Genomic DNA, 20,181 nt, shown 5'->3' on the forward strand with positions numbered 1-20,181 from the left:
TGGCGGCCCCGGAGGAGGAAGGCGAGCAGCGCCAGGCCGGGCAGGGCGGCGCCGAGCAGGGCCACGCCGGGCCAGCCGAAGCGTTCGAACAGCGGGCTGGCGACGGCCGAGCCGAAAGCGCCGCCGACGAAGATGCTGGTCATGTAGAGGGCGTTCAGGCGCGCCCGGCTTTGCGGTTCCAGGGCATAGATGGTGCGCTGGCCGAGGACCATGTTCAGCTGCACAGCGAAGTCCAGCAGCACCGCCGCCAGCACCAGGCCGACCCAGCTCGGGCCGGGCACCGCGAGGCTGCCGGCCAGGGCCAGCGGCGCCAGCAGCAGGGCCACCAGGGTGGCGCGGCGGGTGTGCCCGGCGTCGGCCAGGCGCCCGGCGATGGGCGCGGCGATGGCGCCCACCGCGCCGACCAGGGCGAACAGCGCCACCTGGGTCTGGCTCAGGCCGTCGTGACGTACCAGCTCGATCGGCGAGACGCTCCAGAACAGGCTGAAGGCGGCGAACATCAGGCCCTGGTACAGGGCGCGCCGGCGCAGCGCCGGGTAGCGCCGCAGCAGGTGCCAGAGCGAGCCGAGCAACTGGCCGTAGCTGGCCCGGTGGCTGGGCGCGTGGCGCGGGATGGTCAGGGCGATGGTCAGGCCGATGCCGATCATCAGCGCGGCGGCGCCGAAGAACACCGCGCGCCAGCCGAAATGCCCGGCCACCAGGCTGGCCACCGGCCGCGCCAGCAGGATGCCCAGCAGCAGGCCACCCATGATGTTGCCGACCACCCGCCCGCGCGAGGCTTCCGGGGCCAGGTGCGCGGCCAGCGGGATCAGCATCTGCACCGACACCGAACTCAGGCCGAGCAGCAGCGACAGCAGCAGGAACGGCCCCGGCGCGTGGCTGGTGGCCGCCAGCAGCAGGCAGACGAAGGCCGCGCCGGTGGTCAACAGCATCAGCCGGCGGTTCTCCAACAGGTCGGCCAGCGGCACCAGCAACAACAGGCCGGCGGCGTAGCCGATTTGCGTCAGCGCCACGATCAGGCTGGCGCGCTCGGGGCCGAGGCCGACGTCCGGGGCGATCAGCTCGATGATCGGCTGCGCGTAGTAGAGGTTGGCGACGATGGCGCCGCAGCAGAAGGCGAACAGCAGCACCAGCGAGCGCGGCAGGGCGTGGCTGGGCGCCAGGTCGGCGGTGACGGCCGAGGCGCTGTTCATGGGCGGAGCCTCCGCGGGTAGCGGCCGGGCAGAACACGGGGTGACATGGAAAGACCCTCCTGGGGGCGCGGGATGCTTCAGGTGGGCCAATGGTCGGGGCTGGCGCCGGCGGGGAGAATCCGTCGGCGGCGCAAAGCCCCGTTGCGCAGATTCGAAAGCCGCTAGGCGCGCGTGGCCAGGCGCTCCTCGACGAAGGCGATGAAGGCGCCGATGCGCGCCGAGGCGCGCTGCCCCGGCAGGTACAGCGCGCTGATGGCGCTGCTGGACTGGTCGGGGTTGATCCGGTGCCCGGCGAACAGCCGCACCAGCCGGCCGGCCGCCACATCCTCGCGCACCAGCCAGTCGCCGAGCAGGGCCACGCCGCTGCCGCCCAGCGCGGCCTGGCGCAGGGTGTCGGCGTTGTTGCTGCGCAGCGCGCCGCGGATGCCCACCTCCTGGCGCTCGCCGTCGTCGCCGCAGAAACGCCATTGCTGGCGCGCGTTGCCGTGGCCGTAGTCCAGGCGCAGGCACTCGTGCTCGGCCAGCGCCGCCGGGGTCTTCGGTTCGCCGCGCTGGCGCAGGTAGGCCGGGCTCGCCACCAGCCAGCGCTGGAACTGGCCGATGCCGCGCATCACCACGTCGTCGCTGCGCACCACCGTGCCCAGGCGGATCGACAAATCGACCCGCGCGCTGAGCAGGTCGACCACCTCGTCGCTGAGGGTCAGGGTCAGCTCCAGGCCCGGATGGCGGGCGAGGAAATCGCTCAGGTGCGGCAGGATCAGGTGCCGCGCGAATTCCACCGGCAGGCTCACGTGCAGCGGTCCGCGCGCCTGCTCGCCACGGTCGGCGACCAGCGCGTCGGCCTCGGCCAGCGCCTCGAGGATCGCCAGCGCCCGCGCGTAGTAGGCCTGCCCGGCCTCGTTGACGGTGACCTGGCGGGTCGAGCGGTTGAGCAGGGTGACGCCCAGCTGCTGCTCCAGCGCGTCCATCGCCCGCGTCACCGACGAGGTGGCGATACCCAGGCGCCGCGCCGCGGGCGAGAAGCCGCCGGCGTTGACCGTTTCGACGAAGAGCCTGAGGGCGGCGAGCTTGTCCATGGGGCGAGGGTTCCGGCGGCGGGGGCGGCTGTGCATGGTCGCAGAAATCGGCGCCCGTGGCCTCCTTCCGGGCCTGCGCGCGCCGGGCGTAGACGGCGACAGAAGCTGTCGCGGCGTCGTGCAGAATGCGTCGGTACCCGACCACAAGGATGCCGCCCCATGCCCTTGACCCTGGCCCAACAGCAACTGCTGGACCACGCGATCAACCACTACTCGTTCCCGCTGGAGTACTACGACTTCACGACGCACAGTCGCCAGGTGGCGGCGAACGCCGTGCACCTGGAGGGCGTCATCCAGGCCCAGCTGGCGTCCGGCGCGCAACAGGACGTGGCCGACGGGCTGGCCAACATCATCTATTGGGGCAACGCCACCGCCGGCTACCGTGACTGGCGTTTCGCCCGCTTCCGTTCGCGGATCGGCGCCTTCGCCCCCTATGCCGGCTTCAGCGCGCTGCTCGCGGGCGGCACGCCGACCCTGGGCGCCATCAAGAAGCTCGGTTATCCGGCGTACTCGGGGATCTCCTTCGTGTCGAAGATCCTGATGTTCCTCGATCCGCAGAACTACTGCGTGCTCGACCTGCAGATCAGCAAGCTGCGCCAGGCCGGCCGCCCCAGCGCCAGGGCGCTGGACGGGCTGAAGCTGCAGCAGACCTCGATCCCAGTCACCGCCGCCAACGAGCGGGTCTACGACGGCTGGCGCCAGGAGTGCCTGCGGATCAGCCGCACCTACTACGCCGGCCGTCACCGCGCCGCCGATGTCGAGCGCGGCTTCTTCACCCTGATCCAGGGCGGCAGGCTGGCCGACGCGCAGGGCATCTACAGCGATTTCTGACGGCTTCAATGGCGGTTCGAGTCCCGGAGCGAGCATCGAGCCGGCAAGTGGAATGACGAGCGATCTATCGTGATGGCAATATGCCTTGCTGCGCGACCGAAGGGCCGCCCCAGGCTCTCGGCGCCGGATCACAGGACAGCAAGTAGCAGAAGGAAGCTATATGAGCAGCATTACCGTACGGACCAAGGCGGAACTCGAATCGGCGAAGAACTCGGGCTACGCCCAGATCACCGTCCAAGGCGGCCTGGCCGATGACCTGCGCAAGGCGAAGAAGGTAGCCACGGCGGGAGTCGTTACCATCGGCCTGTTGACCACCGCGCTCGCCGCGATCCCGTTCACCGGCGGCCTGTCGATGGCCGCCGCCGTGCCCGTCGCGACCCTGACCGGCCTGGAGATCGCCGCGATCATCGCCGCGGCGAGCCTGGGTGTCGGCCTGATCATTGCGCTGTTCAAGGGCTACGAGGAGATCTCCTACGAGTCCGGCAAGATGGTGCTGCGGAAACGCCAGAGTTGAGCGCCTTCCATCCCGGCCCGCCGTACTTCTTCATCTGCCGGAAGTGCGCGCATCGTTTCAGCCGCTCGCTGAAGCTCGGCCTGTTCTGCCCGGCGTGCAAGTCGCTGCGGGTGGAGATGGACCGCTCGATCCGCAAGTGAGCCCGGCGCCGGCCGAAAACGACAAAGCCCGCACTAGGCGGGCTTTGTTGCGTTCGCTTCACGGTCGCCTTGGCGAGCGTGGCGGGAGATGGCGCATCCGGCGGGATTCGAACCCACGACCCCTGCCTTCGGAGGGCAGTACTCTATCCAGCTGAGCTACGGATGCGTATGGCCGCGGCTCGCGCGGCAGGCCGCATCATACGCATCTGATCGGGCGGCGTCCATCGCTCGGCGGTGGCCCCGGCGAATTCGAAATCGGCCTGCCGCCCGTCGGCCGGCGCTGGCCGGAAAGCCGCGCCAGGCATGTACTTTCGTTGATTTTTTCGAACGAGCCCTTGCCCTTTGGGGCATCGCGCCCTAGGATGTGTTTGACATTTCAAACGCCCACCACAACAACAGGAGACAGGGGAATTGGCGTCACAGCACCCGGCCTCGTGCCAGTGGGATGACCTTCTCCCGCACTGCCTGGCGAAGTCGCGACACGCGATGCCAGGGGCGACTCCTGAAGTGATGGCGTTTCCGCAGCGTATCCCGTCCATGGATTTCCCGGTGAACCCTGCCGGCTACGGTTATCGCCGTGGTCCGTTTTCGCGCGCGCGACGTTCGCCGAGCGCACGCTGACGTCGGAGCGCCCGGCGAGACGATGGAACGGATGGGGCGTCCGCCCCTCCAATGCATTCCGGACAACAAGGCAGGCGGGTGACGTCGAGGTAGACCCGCTGCTTATGGCTTTCCTCGAGGAGACTGGTCATGCAACTCAATGATGCCAAGCTGTTCCGCCAACAGGCCTATATCGACGGTTCCTGGCTGGACGCCGACAGCGGTCAGACCATCAAGGTCAACAACCCGGCTACCAACGAGATCATCGGTTCCGTGCCGAAGATGGGCGCCGCCGAGACCCGTCGCGCCATCGAAGCCGCCGAGAAGGCCCTGCCGGGCTGGCGCGCGCTGACCGCCAAGGAGCGCGCCAACAAGCTGCGCCGCTGGTTCGAGCTGATGATCGAGAACCAGGATGACCTGGCTCGCCTGATGACCATCGAGCAGGGCAAGCCGCTGGCCGAAGCCAAGGGCGAGATCGCCTACGCCGCGTCCTTCCTCGAGTGGTTCGCCGAAGAAGCCAAGCGCGTCTACGGTGACACCATTCCCGGTCACCAGCCGGACAAGCGCCTGATCGTGATCAAGCAGCCGATCGGCGTGACCGCGGCCATCACCCCGTGGAACTTCCCCTCGGCGATGATCACCCGTAAAGCCGGCCCGGCCCTGGCCGCCGGTTGCACCATGGTCCTCAAGCCCGCCTCGCAGACCCCGTACTCCGCCCTGGCCCTGGCCGAGCTGGCCGAGCGCGCCGGCATCCCGAAAGGCGTGTTCAGCGTGGTCACCGGCAGCGCCGGCGAAGTCGGCGGCGAGCTGACCGGCAACCCGACCGTGCGCAAGCTGACCTTCACCGGCTCGACCGAAATCGGTCGCCAGCTGATGGCCGAATGCGCCAAGGACATCAAGAAGGTGTCCCTGGAACTGGGCGGCAACGCACCCTTCATCGTCTTCGATGACGCCGACCTGGACGCCGCCGTCGAAGGCGCGCTGATCTCCAAGTACCGCAACAACGGCCAGACCTGCGTGTGCGCCAACCGCCTGTACGTGCAGGACGGCGTGTACGACGTATTCGTCGACAAGCTGAAGGCCGCCGTGGCCAAGCTGAACATCGGCAACGGCCTGGAGCAGGGCATCACCACCGGCCCGCTGATCGATTCCAAGGCCGTGGCCAAGGTCGAAGAGCACATCGCCGACGCCGTCGGCAAGGGTGCCAAGATCGTCGCCGGCGGCAAGCCGCACGCCCTGGGCGGCACCTTCTTCGAGCCGACCATCCTGGTCGACGTGCCGAAGAACGCCCTGGTGTCCAAGGACGAGACCTTCGGCCCGCTGGCCCCGGTGTTCCGCTTCAAGGACGAGGCCGACGTGATCGCCATGTCCAACGACACCGAGTTCGGCCTGGCCTCCTACTTCTACGCCCGTGACCTGGGCCGCGTGTTCCGCGTGGCCGAGGCCCTGGAGTACGGCATGGTGGGTATCAACACCGGCCTGATCTCCAACGAAGTCGCCCCCTTCGGCGGCATCAAGGCCTCGGGCCTTGGTCGCGAAGGTTCGAAGTACGGTATCGAGGACTACCTCGAGATCAAGTACCTCTGCCTGGGCGGCATCTGATCCCGTGGGTGACGGGCGGCAGGCAAGAGCTGATAGCCGCCCGGCACCGACGTTCTCCGGTGGTGGCACCGGTACACACCACCCGGCGGGCCGCAAGTGCCGCGACAGTCGATCATCGTATGCTGTCGCGAGTGGCTTCTCCCCGTCTCCATCCTTTGACCCGGCCGACCGATGAGCGGCCACTGAGGAAGCTATGAGCAAAACCAACGAATCCCTGCTGCAACGTCGTCAGGCCGCCGTCCCGCGCGGTGTAGGCCAGATCCACCCGGTCGTCGCCGAGCGCGCCGAGAACGCCACCGTGTGGGACGTCGAAGGTCGCGAGTACATCGACTTCGCCGGCGGCATTGCCGTTCTGAACACCGGCCACCTGCACCCGAAAGTGGTCGCCGCCGTTCAGGAACAGCTGACCAAGCTGTCCCACACCTGCTTCCAGGTGCTGGCCTACGAGCCCTACATCGAGCTGGCCGAAGAAATCGCCAAGCGCGTTCCGGGCAACTTCGCCAAGAAGACCCTGCTGGTCACCTCCGGCTCCGAAGCCGTTGAAAACGCCGTCAAGATCGCTCGCGCCGCCACCGGCCGCGCTGGCGTGATCGCCTTCACCGGCGCCTATCACGGCCGCACCATGATGACCCTGGGCCTGACCGGCAAGGTCGTTCCGTACTCCGCAGGCATGGGCCTGATGCCGGGCGGCATCTTCCGCGCCCTGGCTCCGTGCGAGCTGCACGGCGTGAGCGAAGACGAGTCGATCGCCAGCATCGAGCGCATCTTCAAGAACGACGCCCAGCCGCGTGACATCGCCGCCATCATCATCGAGCCGGTACAGGGCGAAGGTGGCTTCTACGTCAACTCCAAGGCCTTCATGCAGCGCCTGCGCGCCCTGTGCGACGAGCACGGCATCCTGCTGATCGCCGACGAAGTGCAGACCGGCGCTGGCCGTACCGGCACCTTCTTCGCCACCGAGCAGCTGGGCATCGTCCCGGACCTGACCACCTTCGCCAAATCCGTTGGCGGCGGCTTCCCGATCTCCGGCGTTGCCGGCAAGGCCGAGATCATGGACGCCATCGCTCCCGGCGGCCTGGGCGGCACCTACGCCGGTAGCCCGATCGCCTGCGCCGCGGCCCTGGCCGTGCTGAAGGTGTTCGACGAAGAGAAACTGCTGGAGCGTTCGCAAGCCGTTGGCGAAACCCTGAAAGCCGGCCTGCGCGACATCCAGGCCAAGCACAAGGTGATCGGCGACGTCCGCGGCCTGGGTTCGATGGTCGCCATCGAGCTGTTCGAAGGCGGCGACGTGAACAAGCCGGCTGCCGAGCTGGTCAGCAAGATCGTTGTGCGTGCTCGCGAGAAGGGCCTGATCCTGCTCTCCTGCGGCACCTACTACAACGTGATCCGCTTCCTGATGCCGGTAACCATCCCGGACGCCCAGCTGCAGAAAGGCCTGGCCATCCTGGCCGAGTGCTTCGACGAACTGGCCTGATAGGCTCGTTCGGCAGTACCGGAAGAGGCCCGCGCAAGCGGGCCTTTTTCTTTTCCGCCGCCTGCTTTGGTCTTATCGCGCCCCACCCCCGGCAGCGGCTACCCTCTGCGCCCGCGGCATCCCCGCGCCGAAGCCCTGGCCCAAGGCCGCGCGCTCGGTTAAGGTGCGCGCGGACTCGACAGAGGATCTCCATGAACGCCCCCAGCGCCGTACCGGACGTACTGATCGCCGCCGCCGACCCCTGGAATCGCGAGCTGCTTGGCCAACTGGTGCTGAGCGTGCGCGGCGACGCGTCCGTCACCTACTGCGAGGACGGTTTCCAGGCCATCGACGCCTGCCGCCAGGGGCGCTTCGGCCTGGTGCTGGCCGAGCAGGAATTGCCCGGCCAGGATGGCATCGACCTGCTCCGTCACCTGCGCCACGAACGCAGCCAGGCGGGCACGCCGGCCTTCATCCTGATCAGCGCCAAGGCCGATGCCGCCAGCGTGCGCGCGGTGCGGCCGCTGGCGCCCAGCGCCTACCTGGTCAAGCCGTTCAATGCCGAGGACCTGCGCCAGCGTCTGCGCAGCCTGCTGCTGGCGCCCGGCCAGGAGATCGGCCAGCGCCAGCCGGCGAAGCTCGCCGGCAGCCTCGCCGAGCTGCTGTCGCGGGCCCGCGAGAGTGCCGAGGGCGCGCCGCTGCTCGGCGATGTCGGCGCGGCGGTGAGCCGCTGCCTGGGGGGCGACGAGACCAGCCTGGAGCAACTGGAGCAGGAGTTCGGCCGCGACCCGCAGATCACCGCCTGCCTGATCGCCGCCGCCAACAGCGCCGCGCGGCACGTCGGCATGCCCTGCCTGACCCTGGCCCAGGCGCTGTCCCGGCTCGGCCTGGCGCAGGCCTGCAACCTGGTGCTGGGGCTCAGCCTGGAGCGCGCCGCGCAGCTCGGCGAACCTCGTTTGAAGGTGCGCGCCGAGCAGTTCTGGGCGCTGTCCCAGCGCAGCGCGGACGCCGCCCAGGCGCTGGCCGAGAGCCTGGAAGTGGACGCGGCGCGCTGCTACACCGCCGGTCTGCTGCACTGCCTGGGCGAGCTGGCGGTGTTGCGCACCCTGGATGAGTGGTGCCGGGGCGGTGGTGAGCTGGGCGACGAAGAGATCGACGAAAGCCTGCGCAGCTGCGCCGCCGGCTTCGGCTCGGCGCTGCGCATGCACTGGCGCCTGCCGCTGGAGCTGCGCGGGCTGATCGCCGCCTGCTACGGCGTTGGCGGCGGGGTGTTCTCGCGCAAGGCACTGATCCTCAACCTGGCGGCCCGCGCGGTGCGCCTGCCGCCGTCCCAGGCCGCTCGCCTGAAGGAAGAGAAGGCCCTGCGCATGCTCGGCCTGGAGCCGGCGCAGGTGAAGCTGCTGCAAGGCTTCTGCAGCGCCGAGGAGCCGCCAGCGCCTGAAGCCCCCGAGGAAGATGGCGTTTCGTAGGGGCGCGCTCGCTCGCGAACACTATGCCCCGAGGCTATCGCGGACGGAGTCCGTGCCGCCCTGGTTGGGGGATTGCCCATGGGCGCAGCTTCGCGGGGGCATCAGCGAAGTCGCTGGGCTCCCGCGTTCGCGGGAGTGACAAGGTTGAGATCCGAGTTCCCCCCGGTCATCCCCGCGAACGCGGGACGCGGCTCCATCGCGAACAGCGCTTGCGCTGGCCCGAAGGAGTATCACCCAGCGGCTGCCGCAGCGAACCTTGCCGTAGGAGCGGACTCCGTCCGCGATCACCCGAACGCCAGGCGATAAAAAACGCCGCCCCCTAGCGGGAAGCGGCGTTTCTGGTGCGGCCGGCGCTGGCGGATCAGCGCTTGGCCAGCAGCTCCCGGCCGCGCGCCACGGCGGCGCGGACCTGGTTCGGGGCGGTGCCGCCGATGTGGTCGCGGGCGTTCACCGAGCCTTCCAGGGTCAGCACGGCGAAGACGTCGTCGTCGATCTGGTCGCTGAACGTGCGCAGCTCGTCCAGGCTCATCTCGGCCAGGTCCTTGCCGCTGTCCACGCCGTACTTCACGGCGTGGCCGACGATCTCGTGGCAGTCGCGGAAGGGCAGGCCCTTGCGCACCAGGTAGTCGGCCAGGTCGGTGGCGGTGGAGAAGCCGCGACGCGCGGCCTCGCGCATGATCTCGCGCTTGGGCTTGATCGCCGGGACCATGTCGGCGAAGGCGCGCAGGCTGTCGCGCAGGGTGTCGGCGGCGTCGAACAGCGGTTCCTTGTCTTCCTGGTTGTCCTTGTTGTACGCCAGCGGCTGGCCCTTCATCAGGGTCAGCAGGCCGGCGAGGTGGCCGAATACCCGGCCGGACTTGCCGCGCACCAGTTCCGGCACGTCGGGGTTCTTCTTCTGCGGCATGATCGAGGAGCCGGTGCAGAAGCGGTCGGGCAGGTCGATGAACTGGAACTGCGCGCTGGTCCACAGCACCAGCTCTTCGGAGAAGCGCGACAGGTGCATCATCGCCAGGGCGGCGGCGGCGCAGAACTCGATGGCGAAGTCACGGTCGGACACGCCGTCCAGCGAGTTGCCGGAGATCGCTTCGAAACCCAGCAGTTCGCAGGTGATCTCTCGCTGGATCGGGTAGGTGGTGCCGGCCAGCGCGGCGCTGCCCAGGGGCATGCGGTTGGCGCGCTTGCGGCAGTCCACCAGGCGCTCGTAGTCGCGGCTGAGCATTTCGAACCAGGCCAGCAGGTGGTGGCCGAAGGTCACCGGCTGCGCGGTCTGCAGGTGGGTGAAGCCGGGCATGATGGTGTCCGCCTCGGCTTCGGCCAGGCCCAGCAGGCCCTGTTGCAGGCGGGTGATCTCGGCGAGGATCAGGTCGATCTCGTCGCGCAGCCACAGGCGGATGTCGGTGGCCACCTGGTCGTTGCGCGAGCGCCCGGTGTGCAGCTTCTTGCCGGTGACGCCGATGCGGTCGGTCAGGCGCGCCTCGATGTTCATGTGCACGTCTTCCAGGTCGACGCGCCAGTCGAAGTTGCCGGCCTCGATCTCGGACTGGATCTGCTTCAGGCCGTCGATGATGGCGTCGCGCTCGGTGTCGGTCAGCACGCCGACCTTGGCCAGCATGGTCGCGTGGGCGATGGAGCCCATGATGTCGTGGCGGTAGAGGCGCTTGTCGAAGTCGACGGAGGCGGTGAAGCGGGCGACGAAGGCGTCGACGGGTTCGCTGAAGCGGCCGCCCCAGGACTGGTTGGTCTTCTCTACGCTCATGGATCTCTCTCGCGGAAACGGGCAGGCGCCTGTTGCGCCTGCAGGAAGGGCAAAGTCCGACGATAATAGCAGGCTGAGGGGTAAAACCGGCGCGCGCGTCGACGCACGTGGCGCTCGCAGGGGGCGAGATCGCGCAGGGAGCGCGCTGCACTGCACACTTTCGGCGTACAGGACTGTTCCGAGCTCCGGCCCGCTTGCCGTCCGGCGCCGGCTTGCGGAAACTTCGCGGATGCCAAACCATGCCAAGACCGGCGCCCAGCCGGCAACCCAAGATGACTTCTTCATCCCCGAGCTGTGCCAGCCCGAAGCACTGTTCAGCCTGGTCCTGCTGGCCGAGCTGCTGGTGCTGGTGCTGGTGCTCGCCGAGCCCATGACCCCGAGCTTCAACTGGGTGCGCCTGGCCCTGGCCTCGCTCTTCGTGCAATGGATCGTGCTGCTCTCGGCGGGCCTGCTGTGCCAGCTGCGGCCGTTGCTGGCGCGCTGGCCGGCGTGGGGCTCGGGCATCGCCAGCTGCGCGCTGGTGGTGCTGCTGACCCTCGGCTGCACGGCGGTGGCGGACTACTATTCCCTCGGCGGGCCGCTGTCGATCAAGGGCGAGGTCAACCTCTACCTGCGGCATGCCTTGATCGCGCTCATCATGTCGGCGTTGTTGCTACGCTACTTTTACCTGCAGAGCCAATGGCGCAGGCAGGAGCAGGCCGAGTTGCGCGCGCGCATCGAGTCGTTGCAGGCGCGCATCCGCCCGCACTTCCTGTTCAACAGCCTGAACAGCATCGCCAGCCTGATCGAGCTGGATCCGGGCAAGGCCGAGCAGGCGGTGCTCAACCTGTCGGACCTGTTCCGCGCCAGCCTGGCCAAGCCGGGGACTTTAATTTCCTGGGGGGAGGAACTGGAGTTGGCCAGACGCTATCTTTCCATAGAGCAGTTTCGTCTGGGCGACCGGTTGCAACTGGACTGGCAGGTGGACGGCGTGCCCGACGGCGTGCCGATCCCGCAGCTGACCCTGCAGCCGCTCCTGGAGAATTCGTTGATTTACGGTATCCAGCCGCGCATCGAAGGCGGCCTGGTGAAGATTGAGGCGGACTATCGTGACGGTGTGTTCCAGCTGTGCGTGAGCAACCCCTACGACGAGTCGACGCGAACGCTGCCCACGAAGGGGACCAAGCAGGCGCTGCCGAACATCGCAGCGAGAATTGCGGCACTTTTCGGGCCAAAAGCGAGTCTCAGCGTCGAACGCCGTGACGGACGGCACTACACCTGTCTACGCTATCCATGTGCGCGTCTCATGCAGGAAGCCTGAGCTTATGAATGTCCTGATCGTCGATGACGAACCCCTGGCGCGAGAGCGCCTGGCCCGGCTGGTGGGGCAACTGGACGGCTATCGCGTCCTCGAGCCTTCCGCCAGCAATGGCGAAGAAGCGCTGGCGCTGATCGACAGCCTGAAGCCGGATATCGTCCTGCTGGATATCCGCATGCCCGGCCTGGACGGGCTCCAGGTCGCCGCGCGGCTGTGCGAGCGCGAAGCGCCCCCGGCGGTGATCTTCTGCACCGCCCACGATGAATTCGCCCTGGAAGCCTTCCAGGTCAGCGCGGTCGGCTACCTGGTCAAGCCGGTGCGCGTGGAGGACCTGGCCGAGGCCCTGAAGAAGGCCTCCAGGCCCAACCGCATCCAGCTCGCGGCGCTGACCCGGCCGCCCGCCGCCGGCGGCGCCGGCCCGCGCAGCCACATCAGCGCGCGGACCCGCAAGGGCATCGAGCTGATTCCCCTGGAAGAGGTGATCTTCTTCATCGCCGACCACAAGTACGTGACCTTGCGCCACGCCGGCGGCGAGGTGCTGCTGGACGAGCCATTGAAGGCCCTGGAGGACGAGTTCGGCGACCGTTTCGTGCGCATCCACCGTAACGCCCTGGTGTCCCGCGAGCGCATCGAACGCCTGCAGCGCACGCCCCTGGGGCACTTTCAGCTTTATCTGAAGGGCCTCGACGGCGACGCCCTGACCGTCAGCCGGCGCCACGTCGCCGGGGTCCGTCGCCTGATGCACAACCTCTGAGCGCGGCCGGGAAGGGCGAAATGCCTGCCCCGGCGTCGCAGGGGGGAAAGCCCGGGCGCTGAAGCCTGTTATCATCCCCGGCAGTCCTTTGCCCGGAATTGCCCATGTCGTCCCGCGAAATCCGCATCGCCACCCGTCAGAGCGCCTTGGCCCTGTGGCAGGCCGAATACGTCAAATCCCGCCTGGAACAGGCCCACCCCGGACTGCGCGTCAGCCTGCTGCCGATGACCAGCCGTGGCGACAAGCTGCTCGACGCGCCGCTGGCGAAGATCGGCGGCAAGGGCCTGTTCGTCAAGGAGCTGGAAACCGCGCTGCTCGAAGGCGCCGCCGACATCGCCGTGCACTCCATGAAGGACGTGCCCATGGACTTCCCCGAGGGCCTGGGCCTGTACTGCATCTGCGAGCGCGAAGACCCGCGCGACGCCTTCGTCTCCAACACCTACGCGAGCCTCGCCGAGCTGCCCGCCGGCAGCGTGGTCGGCACCTCCAGCCTGCGTCGCCAGGCGCAGCTGCTGGCCAGCCGCCCGGACCTGCAGATCCGCTTCCTGCGTGGCAACGTCAACACCCGCCTGGCCAAGCTCGACGCCGGCGAGTACGACGCCATCATCCTCGCCGCCGCCGGGCTGATCCGCCTCGGCTTCGAGGCGCGCATCCGCTCCGGCATCAGCGTCGAAGACAGCCTGCCGGCCGGCGGCCAGGGCGCCGTGGGCATCGAGTGCCGCAGCGCCGACAGCGAGATCCACGCGCTGCTGCAGCCGCTGCACCACACCGACACCGCGCTGCGGGTGAACGCCGAGCGCGCGCTGAACAAGCGCCTCAACGGCGGCTGCCAGGTGCCCATCGCCTGCTACGCGGTGCGCGAAGGCGAGCAGCTGTGGCTGCGCGGCCTGGTCGGCCAGCCCGACGGTTCGCAACTGCTGCGCGCCGAAGCCCGCGCGCCGCTGGCCGAGGCCGAGGCGCTGGGCGTGAAGGTCGCCGAGGACCTGCTGGGGCAGGGCGCCGCCGCCATCCTCGCCGCCGTGTATGGCGAGGCCGAGTCGCAGTGAGCCACTGGCGCCTGCTGCTGACGCGGCCGCAGGAAGAATGCGCGGCCCTGGCCGCGACCCTGGCCGAGCACGGCGTGGCCAGCGCCAGCCTGCCGCTGCTGGCCATCGAGCCGTTGGAAGAAACCCCCGAGCAGCGCAGCCTGCTGCTCGACCTGGACCGTTACTGCGCCGTGGTGGTGGTCAGCAAGCCCGCCGCGCGCCTGGGCCTGGAGCGCGTCGACCGCTACTGGCCGCAACCGCCGGCGCGGCAGAGCTGGTTCGCCGTCGGCGCCGCCACGGCGGCTATCCTCGATGACTACGGCCTGCGCGTGCACCACCCGGAAAACGGCGACGACAGCGAAGCGCTGCTCGGCCTGCCGGCGCTGGAACAGGCGCTGCAAGTGCCCGGCCCGCGCGTGCTGATCCTGCGCGGCGAAGGTGGCCGAGAATTTCTCGCCGAACGCCTGCGCGGCCAAGGTGTGGCGGTGGATTATCTGGAACTCTACCGGCGCGTCCTGCCGGTCTACCCGCCGGGCGAACTGGCGCGGCGGGTGCGCGACGAGGCGCTGAACGCCCTGCTGGTGAGCAGCGGCCAGGGTCTGGAACACTTGCTGGCGCTGGCTGGGGACGACTGGCCGGAGCTGGCCGGGCTACCCTTGTTCGTGCCCAGCGAACGGGTCGCCGAGCTGGCCCGCGAGGCCGGCGCGCAACGCGTGATCGATTGCCGCGGGGCGAATGCCGCGGCCTTGCTGGAGGCGCTCAGGGGCGCCGACGAAGAATAATTTCCGAGCGAAGGAAGGACCTGTGAGCGAAGCCGTCACTCCCCAAGAGAACCCGCAAAGCCCCTCTCCCGAGCCGACCCCGGCCGCACCGGCGAAGACCGGCACCGGCCTGGCGCTGCTGGCCCTGCTGGTCGGCGTCGCCGGCCTTGGCGTCGGCGGCTGGGGGCTGTGGCAGACCCAGCAGTTGCAGGCCCGCGACCACGCCCGCGCGCAGCAGCTGGATGAGGCGCGCGGCCAGACCCAGAGCCTGCTGAACCACGACAGCGCGTTGGACAAGCGCCTCGACGCGCTGCCCAGCGCCGAGGAAATGGAAGCCCGCCGCCGCCTCGTGGTGGAACTGCAGGGCGACCAGCAGGACCTGGCCCGGCAGTTCAAGCAGGTCCTCGGGCAGAGCCGCCAGCAGTGGCGCCTGGCCGAGGCCGAGCACCTGCTGCGCCTCGCCTCGCTGCGGCTGTCCGCGCTGCAGGACATCGACAGCGCCACCCAGCTGGTGCAGGGCGCCGACGACATCCTCCGCGCGCAGAACGATCCGGGCGCCTTCGCCGCCCGCGCGCAACTGGCCAAGAGCCTGGAAGCCCTGCGCAGCCTGCCGCAGCCGGACCGCACCGGGCTGTTCCTGCAGCTCGGCGCCCTGCGCGACCAGGCCGCCCAGCTGCAACCGCTGGAGCCGAGCTTCCAGGAAGGCCCGGGCAAGGTCGCCAGCACCGCCTGGGGCGACGGCAGCAGCACCCTGGACCAGTGGTGGGAACGCATCTCGCGCTACGTGCGCATCGACTTCAATGCCGGCCAGGACATCCGTCCGCTGCTCTCCGGGCAGCAGCTGACCCGCGTGCGCCTGGCGCTGAACCTGGCCCTGGAACAGGCCCAGTGGGCCGCGCTGAACGGCCGCCAGGAGGTCTACCAGCAGGCCCTCAAGCAGGCCCGGCAGATCCTCGGCGACTTCTTCAACGCCGACCTCGCCGACGCCCGCGCCCTCGGCCTGCGCATCGACGAACTGGCGCAGCAGCCGGTGGGCGTGCAGGCCCCGGACCTGGCGCCGACCCTGAGCGCCCTGCAGGCCTACCTGGCGCGTCGCGACCAGGCCGCCGCCGACCAGCAGCAGGCGCCCGCCGCGCCGCAGGCGGAGGGCAGCCAATGAGCCGCGTCTACCTGCTGGTCCTGGCCCTGGTGGTGGCCGCCACCCTGGTCGGCCTGGCCATCGCCGAGCAATCGGGCTACGTGCTGATCGCCTACAAGAGCTTCCGCTACGAATCCAGCCTGTGGACCTTCCTCGCCCTGCTGGCGCTGGTCTGGCTGCTGTACCTGGCGTTGCGCCTGGTGCTGCGGCTGGTCGGGGTGTCCGGGCGGGTGGTCAACCCCTGGTCGCGCTTCAACCGTGCTCGCCGCGCCGAGATGGCCGAGGAACACGGCCAGCGTGACCTCGCCGAAGGCCACTGGGCCCAGGCCTTGCGCCACCTGCGGCGTGCCGCCGAACTGGGCGAGCGCAGTCTCTCCAGCTTCCTCGGCGCGGCCCGCGCGGCCAACGAACTGGGGCGTTTCGACGAGTGCGACGAACTGCTCGACCGCGCCCTCGAACGCCAGCCCGGCGCCGCCCTGGCGGTGGGCCTGACCCGCGCGCAACTGCTGATCAACCGTGGCGCCTTCGAGCCGGCCCGCGCGGTGCTGGTGCAGCTGCACGAGGAACACCCGCGCCATCCCACGGTGCTGCGCCTGCTCCAGCAGCTCTACGTCAGCCTGCAGGACTGGCGCCCGCTACTGGCCCTGCTGCCGGAACTGCGCAAGGAGCGTGTGCTGGCCAACGCCCAGCTCAGCGACCTGGAACGCCGCGCCTGGATCGCCGCGCTGGAAGCCGCCGGCGAGCAGGGCCTGGGCCAGGGCGAGACCGCCCTGCAGCCACTGACCCAGAGCTGGCAGGGCCTGCCGGCCAACCTGCGTGCGCAGCCGCCGCTGCTCGCCGCCTACGCCCAGCAGCTGCTGCGCCTGGGCGCCCCCGAGGAGGCCGAGAAAGTCCTGCGCCAGGCTCTCAAGGAAGGCTACGACGAGCGCCTGATGCTGCTCTACGGCCAGGCCCGCGGCAGCGACCCGGCGCGCCAGCTGCAGAGCGCCGAGGCCTGGCTGAAGAAGTATCCCGATGACCCCAGCCTGCTGCTCAGCCTCGGCCGCCTGTGTCTGGCCGACAAGCTCTGGGGCAAGGCCCGCGAGTACCTGGAGGCCAGCCTCGGCCGCCGCCGCAGCCCCGAGGCCTGCGCCGAACTGGCGCGCCTGCTGGCCCAGCTGGGCGAAACCGAGCGCAGCAACAAGCTGTTCCAGGAAGGCCTCGGCCTGCTCGGCGCGCCGGTGTCGGGTGTCGCGCTGGTTCCGGTAAGGGCGTGAGAATGCCCTGATGAAAACGGCGCCCAAGGGCGCCGTTTTTCTTTATTGCCCGAGCGATTTTTCCTGATTGCCGACATAGCTGATGCGGTAGATCGCCCCGGCCATGTCGTCGCTCACCAGCAGCGAGCCGTCCTTCGCCACCAGCACGTCGGCCGGGCGCCCGATCACCTGCTCGCCGGGTTGCAGCCAGCCTTCGGCGAACACGCTCTGGCGCTTCAGCGTGCCGTCGTCGTTGAGCTCGACGCGCAGCACCCGGTAGCCGACCTTGCGGCTGCTGTTCCAGGAGCCATGCTCGGCGATGAACACATTGCCACGGTATTCGGCAGGGAACTGCTGGCCGTCGTAGAAGCGCATGCCCAGCGCCGCGACGTGGGCACCGAGGCGCGCCACCGGCGGCACGAAGGCCGAGCACGGGCGCTGGGCGAATTCCGGGTCGGCGATATGCCCGGCATGGCAGTCCGGGTAGCCGAAGTCATCGCCGATCCTGCCCAGGCGGTTGAGCTCGTCGTCCGGCTCGTCGTCGCCGAGTAGGTCGCGGCCGTTGTCGGTGAACCACAGCTCGCCCCGGGCGTTCCAGTCGAAGCCGACGGTGTTGCGGATGCCGTAGGCGACCACTTCGCGCTCGCCGCCGTCGGGCTTCATGCGCTGCAGGTTGGCGTACAGCTGGCGCTCTGGTCGGCAGATGTTGCAGGGCGCGCCCACCGGTACGTAGAGCTTGCCGTCGGGGCCGAAGGCGATGAACTTCCAGCCGTGGTGGGTCTCGCCGGGGAACTCCACCGGAAGCGCCGCGGGGCGCGGCGGGGCGTCGAGATGCGACTCGATGTCGCGCAGCACGTAGATGCGGCTGATCGCCGAGACGTACAGGTCGCCGTCGTGGAAGGCCACGCCCACCGGCATGCGCAGGTCGCTGGCAATCACCTTCGGCTGGTTCTCGCCGGGGCGCAGGGCGTAGACCTTGCCGGCCTGGTTGCTGCCGACGAACAGGGTGCCTTCGGCGCCCCAGGCCATGGCGCGCGCGCTGGGCAACTGGTCGCTGAGCAATTCGACGCGAAAGCCCGGCGGCACCTTGATCCGTGCGCCGAGCGAGTCGGCCTGGGCGCCCTGGAGCGGGCCGAGCAGCAGGAGGCAGAGCAGGACCAGTGAACGACACATGGTAGGAATTCCCTGATGACTGTCCGGCCCAGTCTAGTTCGCCGCCTTGAAAGCCCCGCGGAATATCCACTACCGTAGCGGCCTTTCGCATCCGCCGTGCCTCTGGAGCCGCCATGAACCTGGCCAGCCCGCGTTCCCTGTTCTTCCTCGCCTTCCTCGCCTGCGCCGCCATGCTCGGCACCGGCTTCTACCTGCAGTACATGGTCGGCCTGGAGCCCTGCCCGCTGTGCATCCTGCAGCGCATCTTCTTCGCCGGCGCCGGGCTGTTCTCGCTGATCGCCGCGCTGCATGGGCGTGGCCGCCGCGTCTACGCGCTGCTGGTGCTGCTGAGTTCGCTGGGTGGCGCCGCCACCGCCGGCCGGCAGATCTGGCTGCAGACCCTGCCGCCGGACCAGCTGCCGTCCTGCCTGCCGCCGCTGGACTACATGATGCAGACCATGCCCTACGCGGACATCCTCTGGACCATGTTCCACGGTTCCGCCGATTGCGCCGAGGTCACCTGGACCCTGCTCAGCCTGAGCATTCCCGAGTGGAGCCTGCTGGCCTTCGTGGCCTTCGCCCTGTTCGGCATCTTCCAGCTCCTGCGGCGCGGCTGATTGCCGCCCCCGGTCGGGCCGCTGCAAGCCGCGAAGCCAGCGTGGCCGCGGCCTGCCGATTAAACGCTCGTATTAATTTTCCCGCCGGTGGCGTCTTGAAGCCAGCATGCCGCGGGCATACTCTGGTCTTCCGCTCCGCCGGGATTCCGCCATCAGGGCGGCCAGTCTGCGGCGGATGTCCGCATTCGACAGAGATTTGTCCCTAGGCGTGTTCGCTGGGACAGCGACGAGGGAAGCGAGGACAAGATGCTCGAGAGCTGCCGTAATGCCCAGGAACGTTGGGGTGGCGTCCACCAGCTGATCGATCGCTGGTTGCGTGATCGCCATGAACTGATCCAGGCCTTCGATTCGCTATCCGGGGTGCAAGCGCCGGCGAGCAACGGAGAGGGGCTCGAGGACTTCTGCCAGCGCCTGGTCGACTACGTGTCGGCCGGCCACTTCGAGGTCTACGAGCAGTTGATGGGCGAGGCCCAGGCCTTTGGCGACGCGCGCGGCCTGGAGCTGGCCAAGCAGATCTACCCGCGCCTGGAGAGCATCACCATCTCCGCGCTGAACTTCAACGACCGCTGCGACAACGGCGACTGCCGCGAAGGCACCTGCCTGACCAGCGAGCTCAAGGCGCTGCGCCAGCAACTGCACGAGCGCTTCGAACTGGAAGACTGCCTCATCGAAGTGCTGCACACCGCCCACGATCAGAGTGCGGTCACGGCCTGATCCACCGGTGCGAAGCAAAAGGCGCGAACCTTCGGGGCGCGCCTTTTTTCATGCCTGCGATTTTTCCTTTGGCATTGCTGGAAGGCCCGTGGTGCGGGCCTTTGCGCGACCCGTGCGGGCGTCGTTGAGCGGTTGTGTGCGGCGTGGCGAGGAGCGCAAGGCGTCGCGCATGCGCGGCGCGCCTGTGGAAAAGCGGCTGGAGATTGTGCCTGGCGCGGGTTTCAGCTTCATGGAGACGTTGGCGAGAGAGGGTGTGCGGGTCTAGTATGGGCGCAACCACGTCCGCCAGGAGGCACGTCATGTCGGCCAATAAGAAACCGGTCACCACCCCTTTGCACCTGCTGCAGCAACTTTCCAACAGTCTGATCGAGCACCTGGAGACTGCCTGCAAGCAGGCTCTGGTGGATTCCGAGAAACTGCATGCCAAGCTGGAAAAGCAGCGCGCCAAGGCGCAGGACAAGCTGCACAAGGCTCGCACCAAACTGCAGGAAGCAGGCAAGGCCGGCAAGGCCAAGGCGCAGGCCAAGGCCAAGTCCGGCATCGCAGAGCTGGAAGAGGTGCTGGAAACTCTGAAGGGTCGTCAGGCGGAAACCCGCGCCTACATCGCCAACCTCAAGCGTGACGTCCAGGAAAGCCTGAAGCTGGCCCAGGGCGTGAGCAAGGTGAAGGAAGCGGTCGGCAAATCGCTGTCCGCGCGCAAGCCGGTCGCCGCCGCCAAGCCCGTAGCCGCTGCCAAGCCCGCCGCCAAACCGGCTGCCAAGCCTGCCGCTGCGAAGCCCGCCGCTAAACCGGCTGCCAAGCCTGCCGCTGCCAAGCCCGCCGCTAAACCGGCTGCCAAGCCTGCCGCTGCCAAG

The 20,181-nt window shown here is 68.9% G+C and carries 19 protein-coding genes and 1 tRNA gene; 15 read left to right on the forward strand and 5 right to left on the reverse strand.

Features of this window, described 5'->3' with window-relative positions; translation table 11 throughout:
- Positions 1–1,193: MFS transporter (locus P3W75_RS29790; RefSeq protein ID WP_276230924.1), on the reverse strand; the 1,193-nt coding region annotated here is incomplete at its 3' end.
- Positions 1,194–1,354: 161 nt separating this feature from the next.
- Entirely contained in the window at positions 1,355–2,269 is a 915-nt protein-coding gene (locus P3W75_RS29795) for a LysR family transcriptional regulator (RefSeq protein ID WP_276230925.1), read from the reverse strand.
- Between the two features lie 159 nt (positions 2,270–2,428).
- Here P3W75_RS29795 and P3W75_RS29800 point away from each other — a divergent pair, with 159 nt between their 5' ends.
- The 3 genes from P3W75_RS29800 to P3W75_RS29810 all read left to right on the forward strand — a co-directional run bounded on the left by P3W75_RS29800 (position 2,429) and on the right by P3W75_RS29810 (position 3,754).
- Positions 2,429–3,100 (forward strand): hypothetical protein, encoded by a 672-nt coding sequence (locus tag P3W75_RS29800; protein WP_276230926.1) that lies wholly within the window; start codon positions 2,429–2,431, stop codon positions 3,098–3,100.
- A gap of 160 nt (positions 3,101–3,260) precedes the next feature.
- On the forward strand, positions 3,261–3,614 hold the full coding sequence (locus P3W75_RS29805; protein ID WP_276230927.1) for a hypothetical protein: 354 nt from the start codon (positions 3,261–3,263) through the stop codon (positions 3,612–3,614).
- Entirely contained in the window at positions 3,611–3,754 is a 144-nt protein-coding gene (locus P3W75_RS29810) for a hypothetical protein (RefSeq protein WP_276230928.1), read from the forward strand. Before P3W75_RS29805 ends, P3W75_RS29810 begins: the two co-directional genes overlap by 4 nt.
- An 89-nt stretch (positions 3,755–3,843) precedes the next feature.
- Here P3W75_RS29810 and P3W75_RS29815 read toward each other — a convergent pair.
- Positions 3,844–3,920: transfer RNA gene (locus P3W75_RS29815), tRNA-Arg, on the reverse strand.
- A 584-nt stretch (positions 3,921–4,504) separates the two neighbouring features.
- On the opposite strand from P3W75_RS29815, the gene gabD reads away from it, so the two are divergent.
- From gabD to P3W75_RS29830, 3 genes are all read left to right on the forward strand, one after another.
- Positions 4,505–5,956, forward strand: a complete 1,452-nt coding sequence (gene gabD, locus P3W75_RS29820) for an NADP-dependent succinate-semialdehyde dehydrogenase (protein ID WP_276230929.1) — start codon at positions 4,505–4,507, stop codon at positions 5,954–5,956.
- A gap of 193 nt (positions 5,957–6,149) precedes the next feature.
- Positions 6,150–7,430, forward strand: coding sequence for a 4-aminobutyrate--2-oxoglutarate transaminase (gene gabT, locus P3W75_RS29825; RefSeq protein WP_276230930.1), 1,281 nt, complete (start codon positions 6,150–6,152; stop codon positions 7,428–7,430).
- A 191-nt stretch (positions 7,431–7,621) separates the two neighbouring features.
- Entirely contained in the window at positions 7,622–8,878 is a 1,257-nt protein-coding gene (locus P3W75_RS29830; protein WP_276230931.1) for an HDOD domain-containing protein, read from the forward strand.
- Between the two features lie 361 nt (positions 8,879–9,239).
- On the opposite strand, the gene argH is transcribed toward P3W75_RS29830, so the two are convergent.
- Positions 9,240–10,634 (reverse strand): argininosuccinate lyase, encoded by a 1,395-nt coding sequence (gene argH / locus P3W75_RS29835; protein ID WP_276230932.1) that lies wholly within the window; start codon positions 10,632–10,634, stop codon positions 9,240–9,242.
- A 229-nt stretch (positions 10,635–10,863) separates the two neighbouring features.
- Here argH and P3W75_RS29840 point away from each other — a divergent pair, with 229 nt between their 5' ends.
- The 6 genes from P3W75_RS29840 (at position 10,864) to P3W75_RS29865 (ending at position 16,865) form a co-directional block, all read left to right on the forward strand.
- The gene (locus tag P3W75_RS29840; RefSeq protein WP_276230933.1) at positions 10,864–11,934 is read left to right on the forward strand and encodes a sensor histidine kinase; all 1,071 of its coding nucleotides are present in this window, start codon (positions 10,864–10,866) and stop codon (positions 11,932–11,934) included.
- Between the two features lie 4 nt (positions 11,935–11,938).
- Positions 11,939–12,685 carry an alginate biosynthesis regulator AlgR gene (gene algR, locus P3W75_RS29845; protein ID WP_276230934.1) on the forward strand — a complete coding sequence of 249 codons (747 nt, stop codon included), beginning with the start codon at positions 11,939–11,941 and terminating at the stop codon, positions 12,683–12,685.
- Between the two features lie 104 nt (positions 12,686–12,789).
- Positions 12,790–13,731, forward strand: coding sequence for a hydroxymethylbilane synthase (gene hemC / locus P3W75_RS29850; RefSeq protein WP_276230935.1), 942 nt, complete (start codon positions 12,790–12,792; stop codon positions 13,729–13,731).
- Positions 13,728–14,492 (forward strand): uroporphyrinogen-III synthase, encoded by a 765-nt coding sequence (locus tag P3W75_RS29855; RefSeq protein ID WP_276230936.1) that lies wholly within the window; start codon positions 13,728–13,730, stop codon positions 14,490–14,492. Before hemC ends, P3W75_RS29855 begins: the two co-directional genes overlap by 4 nt.
- 22 nt (positions 14,493–14,514) lie before the next feature.
- Positions 14,515–15,630, forward strand: coding sequence for a uroporphyrinogen-III C-methyltransferase (locus P3W75_RS29860; RefSeq protein ID WP_276230937.1), 1,116 nt, complete (start codon positions 14,515–14,517; stop codon positions 15,628–15,630).
- The gene (locus tag P3W75_RS29865) at positions 15,627–16,865 is read left to right on the forward strand and encodes a heme biosynthesis HemY N-terminal domain-containing protein (protein WP_276230938.1); all 1,239 of its coding nucleotides are present in this window, start codon (positions 15,627–15,629) and stop codon (positions 16,863–16,865) included. Before P3W75_RS29860 ends, P3W75_RS29865 begins: the two co-directional genes overlap by 4 nt.
- 42 nt (positions 16,866–16,907) lie before the next feature.
- Here P3W75_RS29865 and P3W75_RS29870 read toward each other — a convergent pair whose 3' ends face one another.
- Positions 16,908–18,017: a PQQ-dependent sugar dehydrogenase gene (locus P3W75_RS29870; RefSeq protein ID WP_276230939.1), complete on the reverse strand. Its 1,110-nt coding sequence runs from the start codon at positions 18,015–18,017 to the stop codon at positions 16,908–16,910.
- Positions 18,018–18,130: 113 nt separating this feature from the next.
- Between P3W75_RS29870 and P3W75_RS29875 the strand changes: the two genes are divergently transcribed.
- The 3 genes from P3W75_RS29875 to P3W75_RS29885 all read left to right on the forward strand — a co-directional run.
- Positions 18,131–18,613, forward strand: coding sequence for a disulfide bond formation protein B (locus P3W75_RS29875; RefSeq protein WP_276230940.1), 483 nt, complete (start codon positions 18,131–18,133; stop codon positions 18,611–18,613).
- A 246-nt stretch (positions 18,614–18,859) separates the two neighbouring features.
- On the forward strand, positions 18,860–19,327 hold the full coding sequence (rsd, locus tag P3W75_RS29880) for a sigma D regulator (RefSeq protein WP_276230941.1): 468 nt from the start codon (positions 18,860–18,862) through the stop codon (positions 19,325–19,327).
- A 299-nt stretch (positions 19,328–19,626) separates the two neighbouring features.
- On the forward strand, positions 19,627–20,181 hold a 555-nt coding region (locus tag P3W75_RS29885; protein WP_276230942.1), incomplete at its 3' end, for an AlgP family protein.

The organism is Pseudomonas citronellolis (assembly GCF_029335315.1).
GTDB classification, from domain to species: domain Bacteria; phylum Pseudomonadota; class Gammaproteobacteria; order Pseudomonadales; family Pseudomonadaceae; genus Pseudomonas; species Pseudomonas citronellolis_A.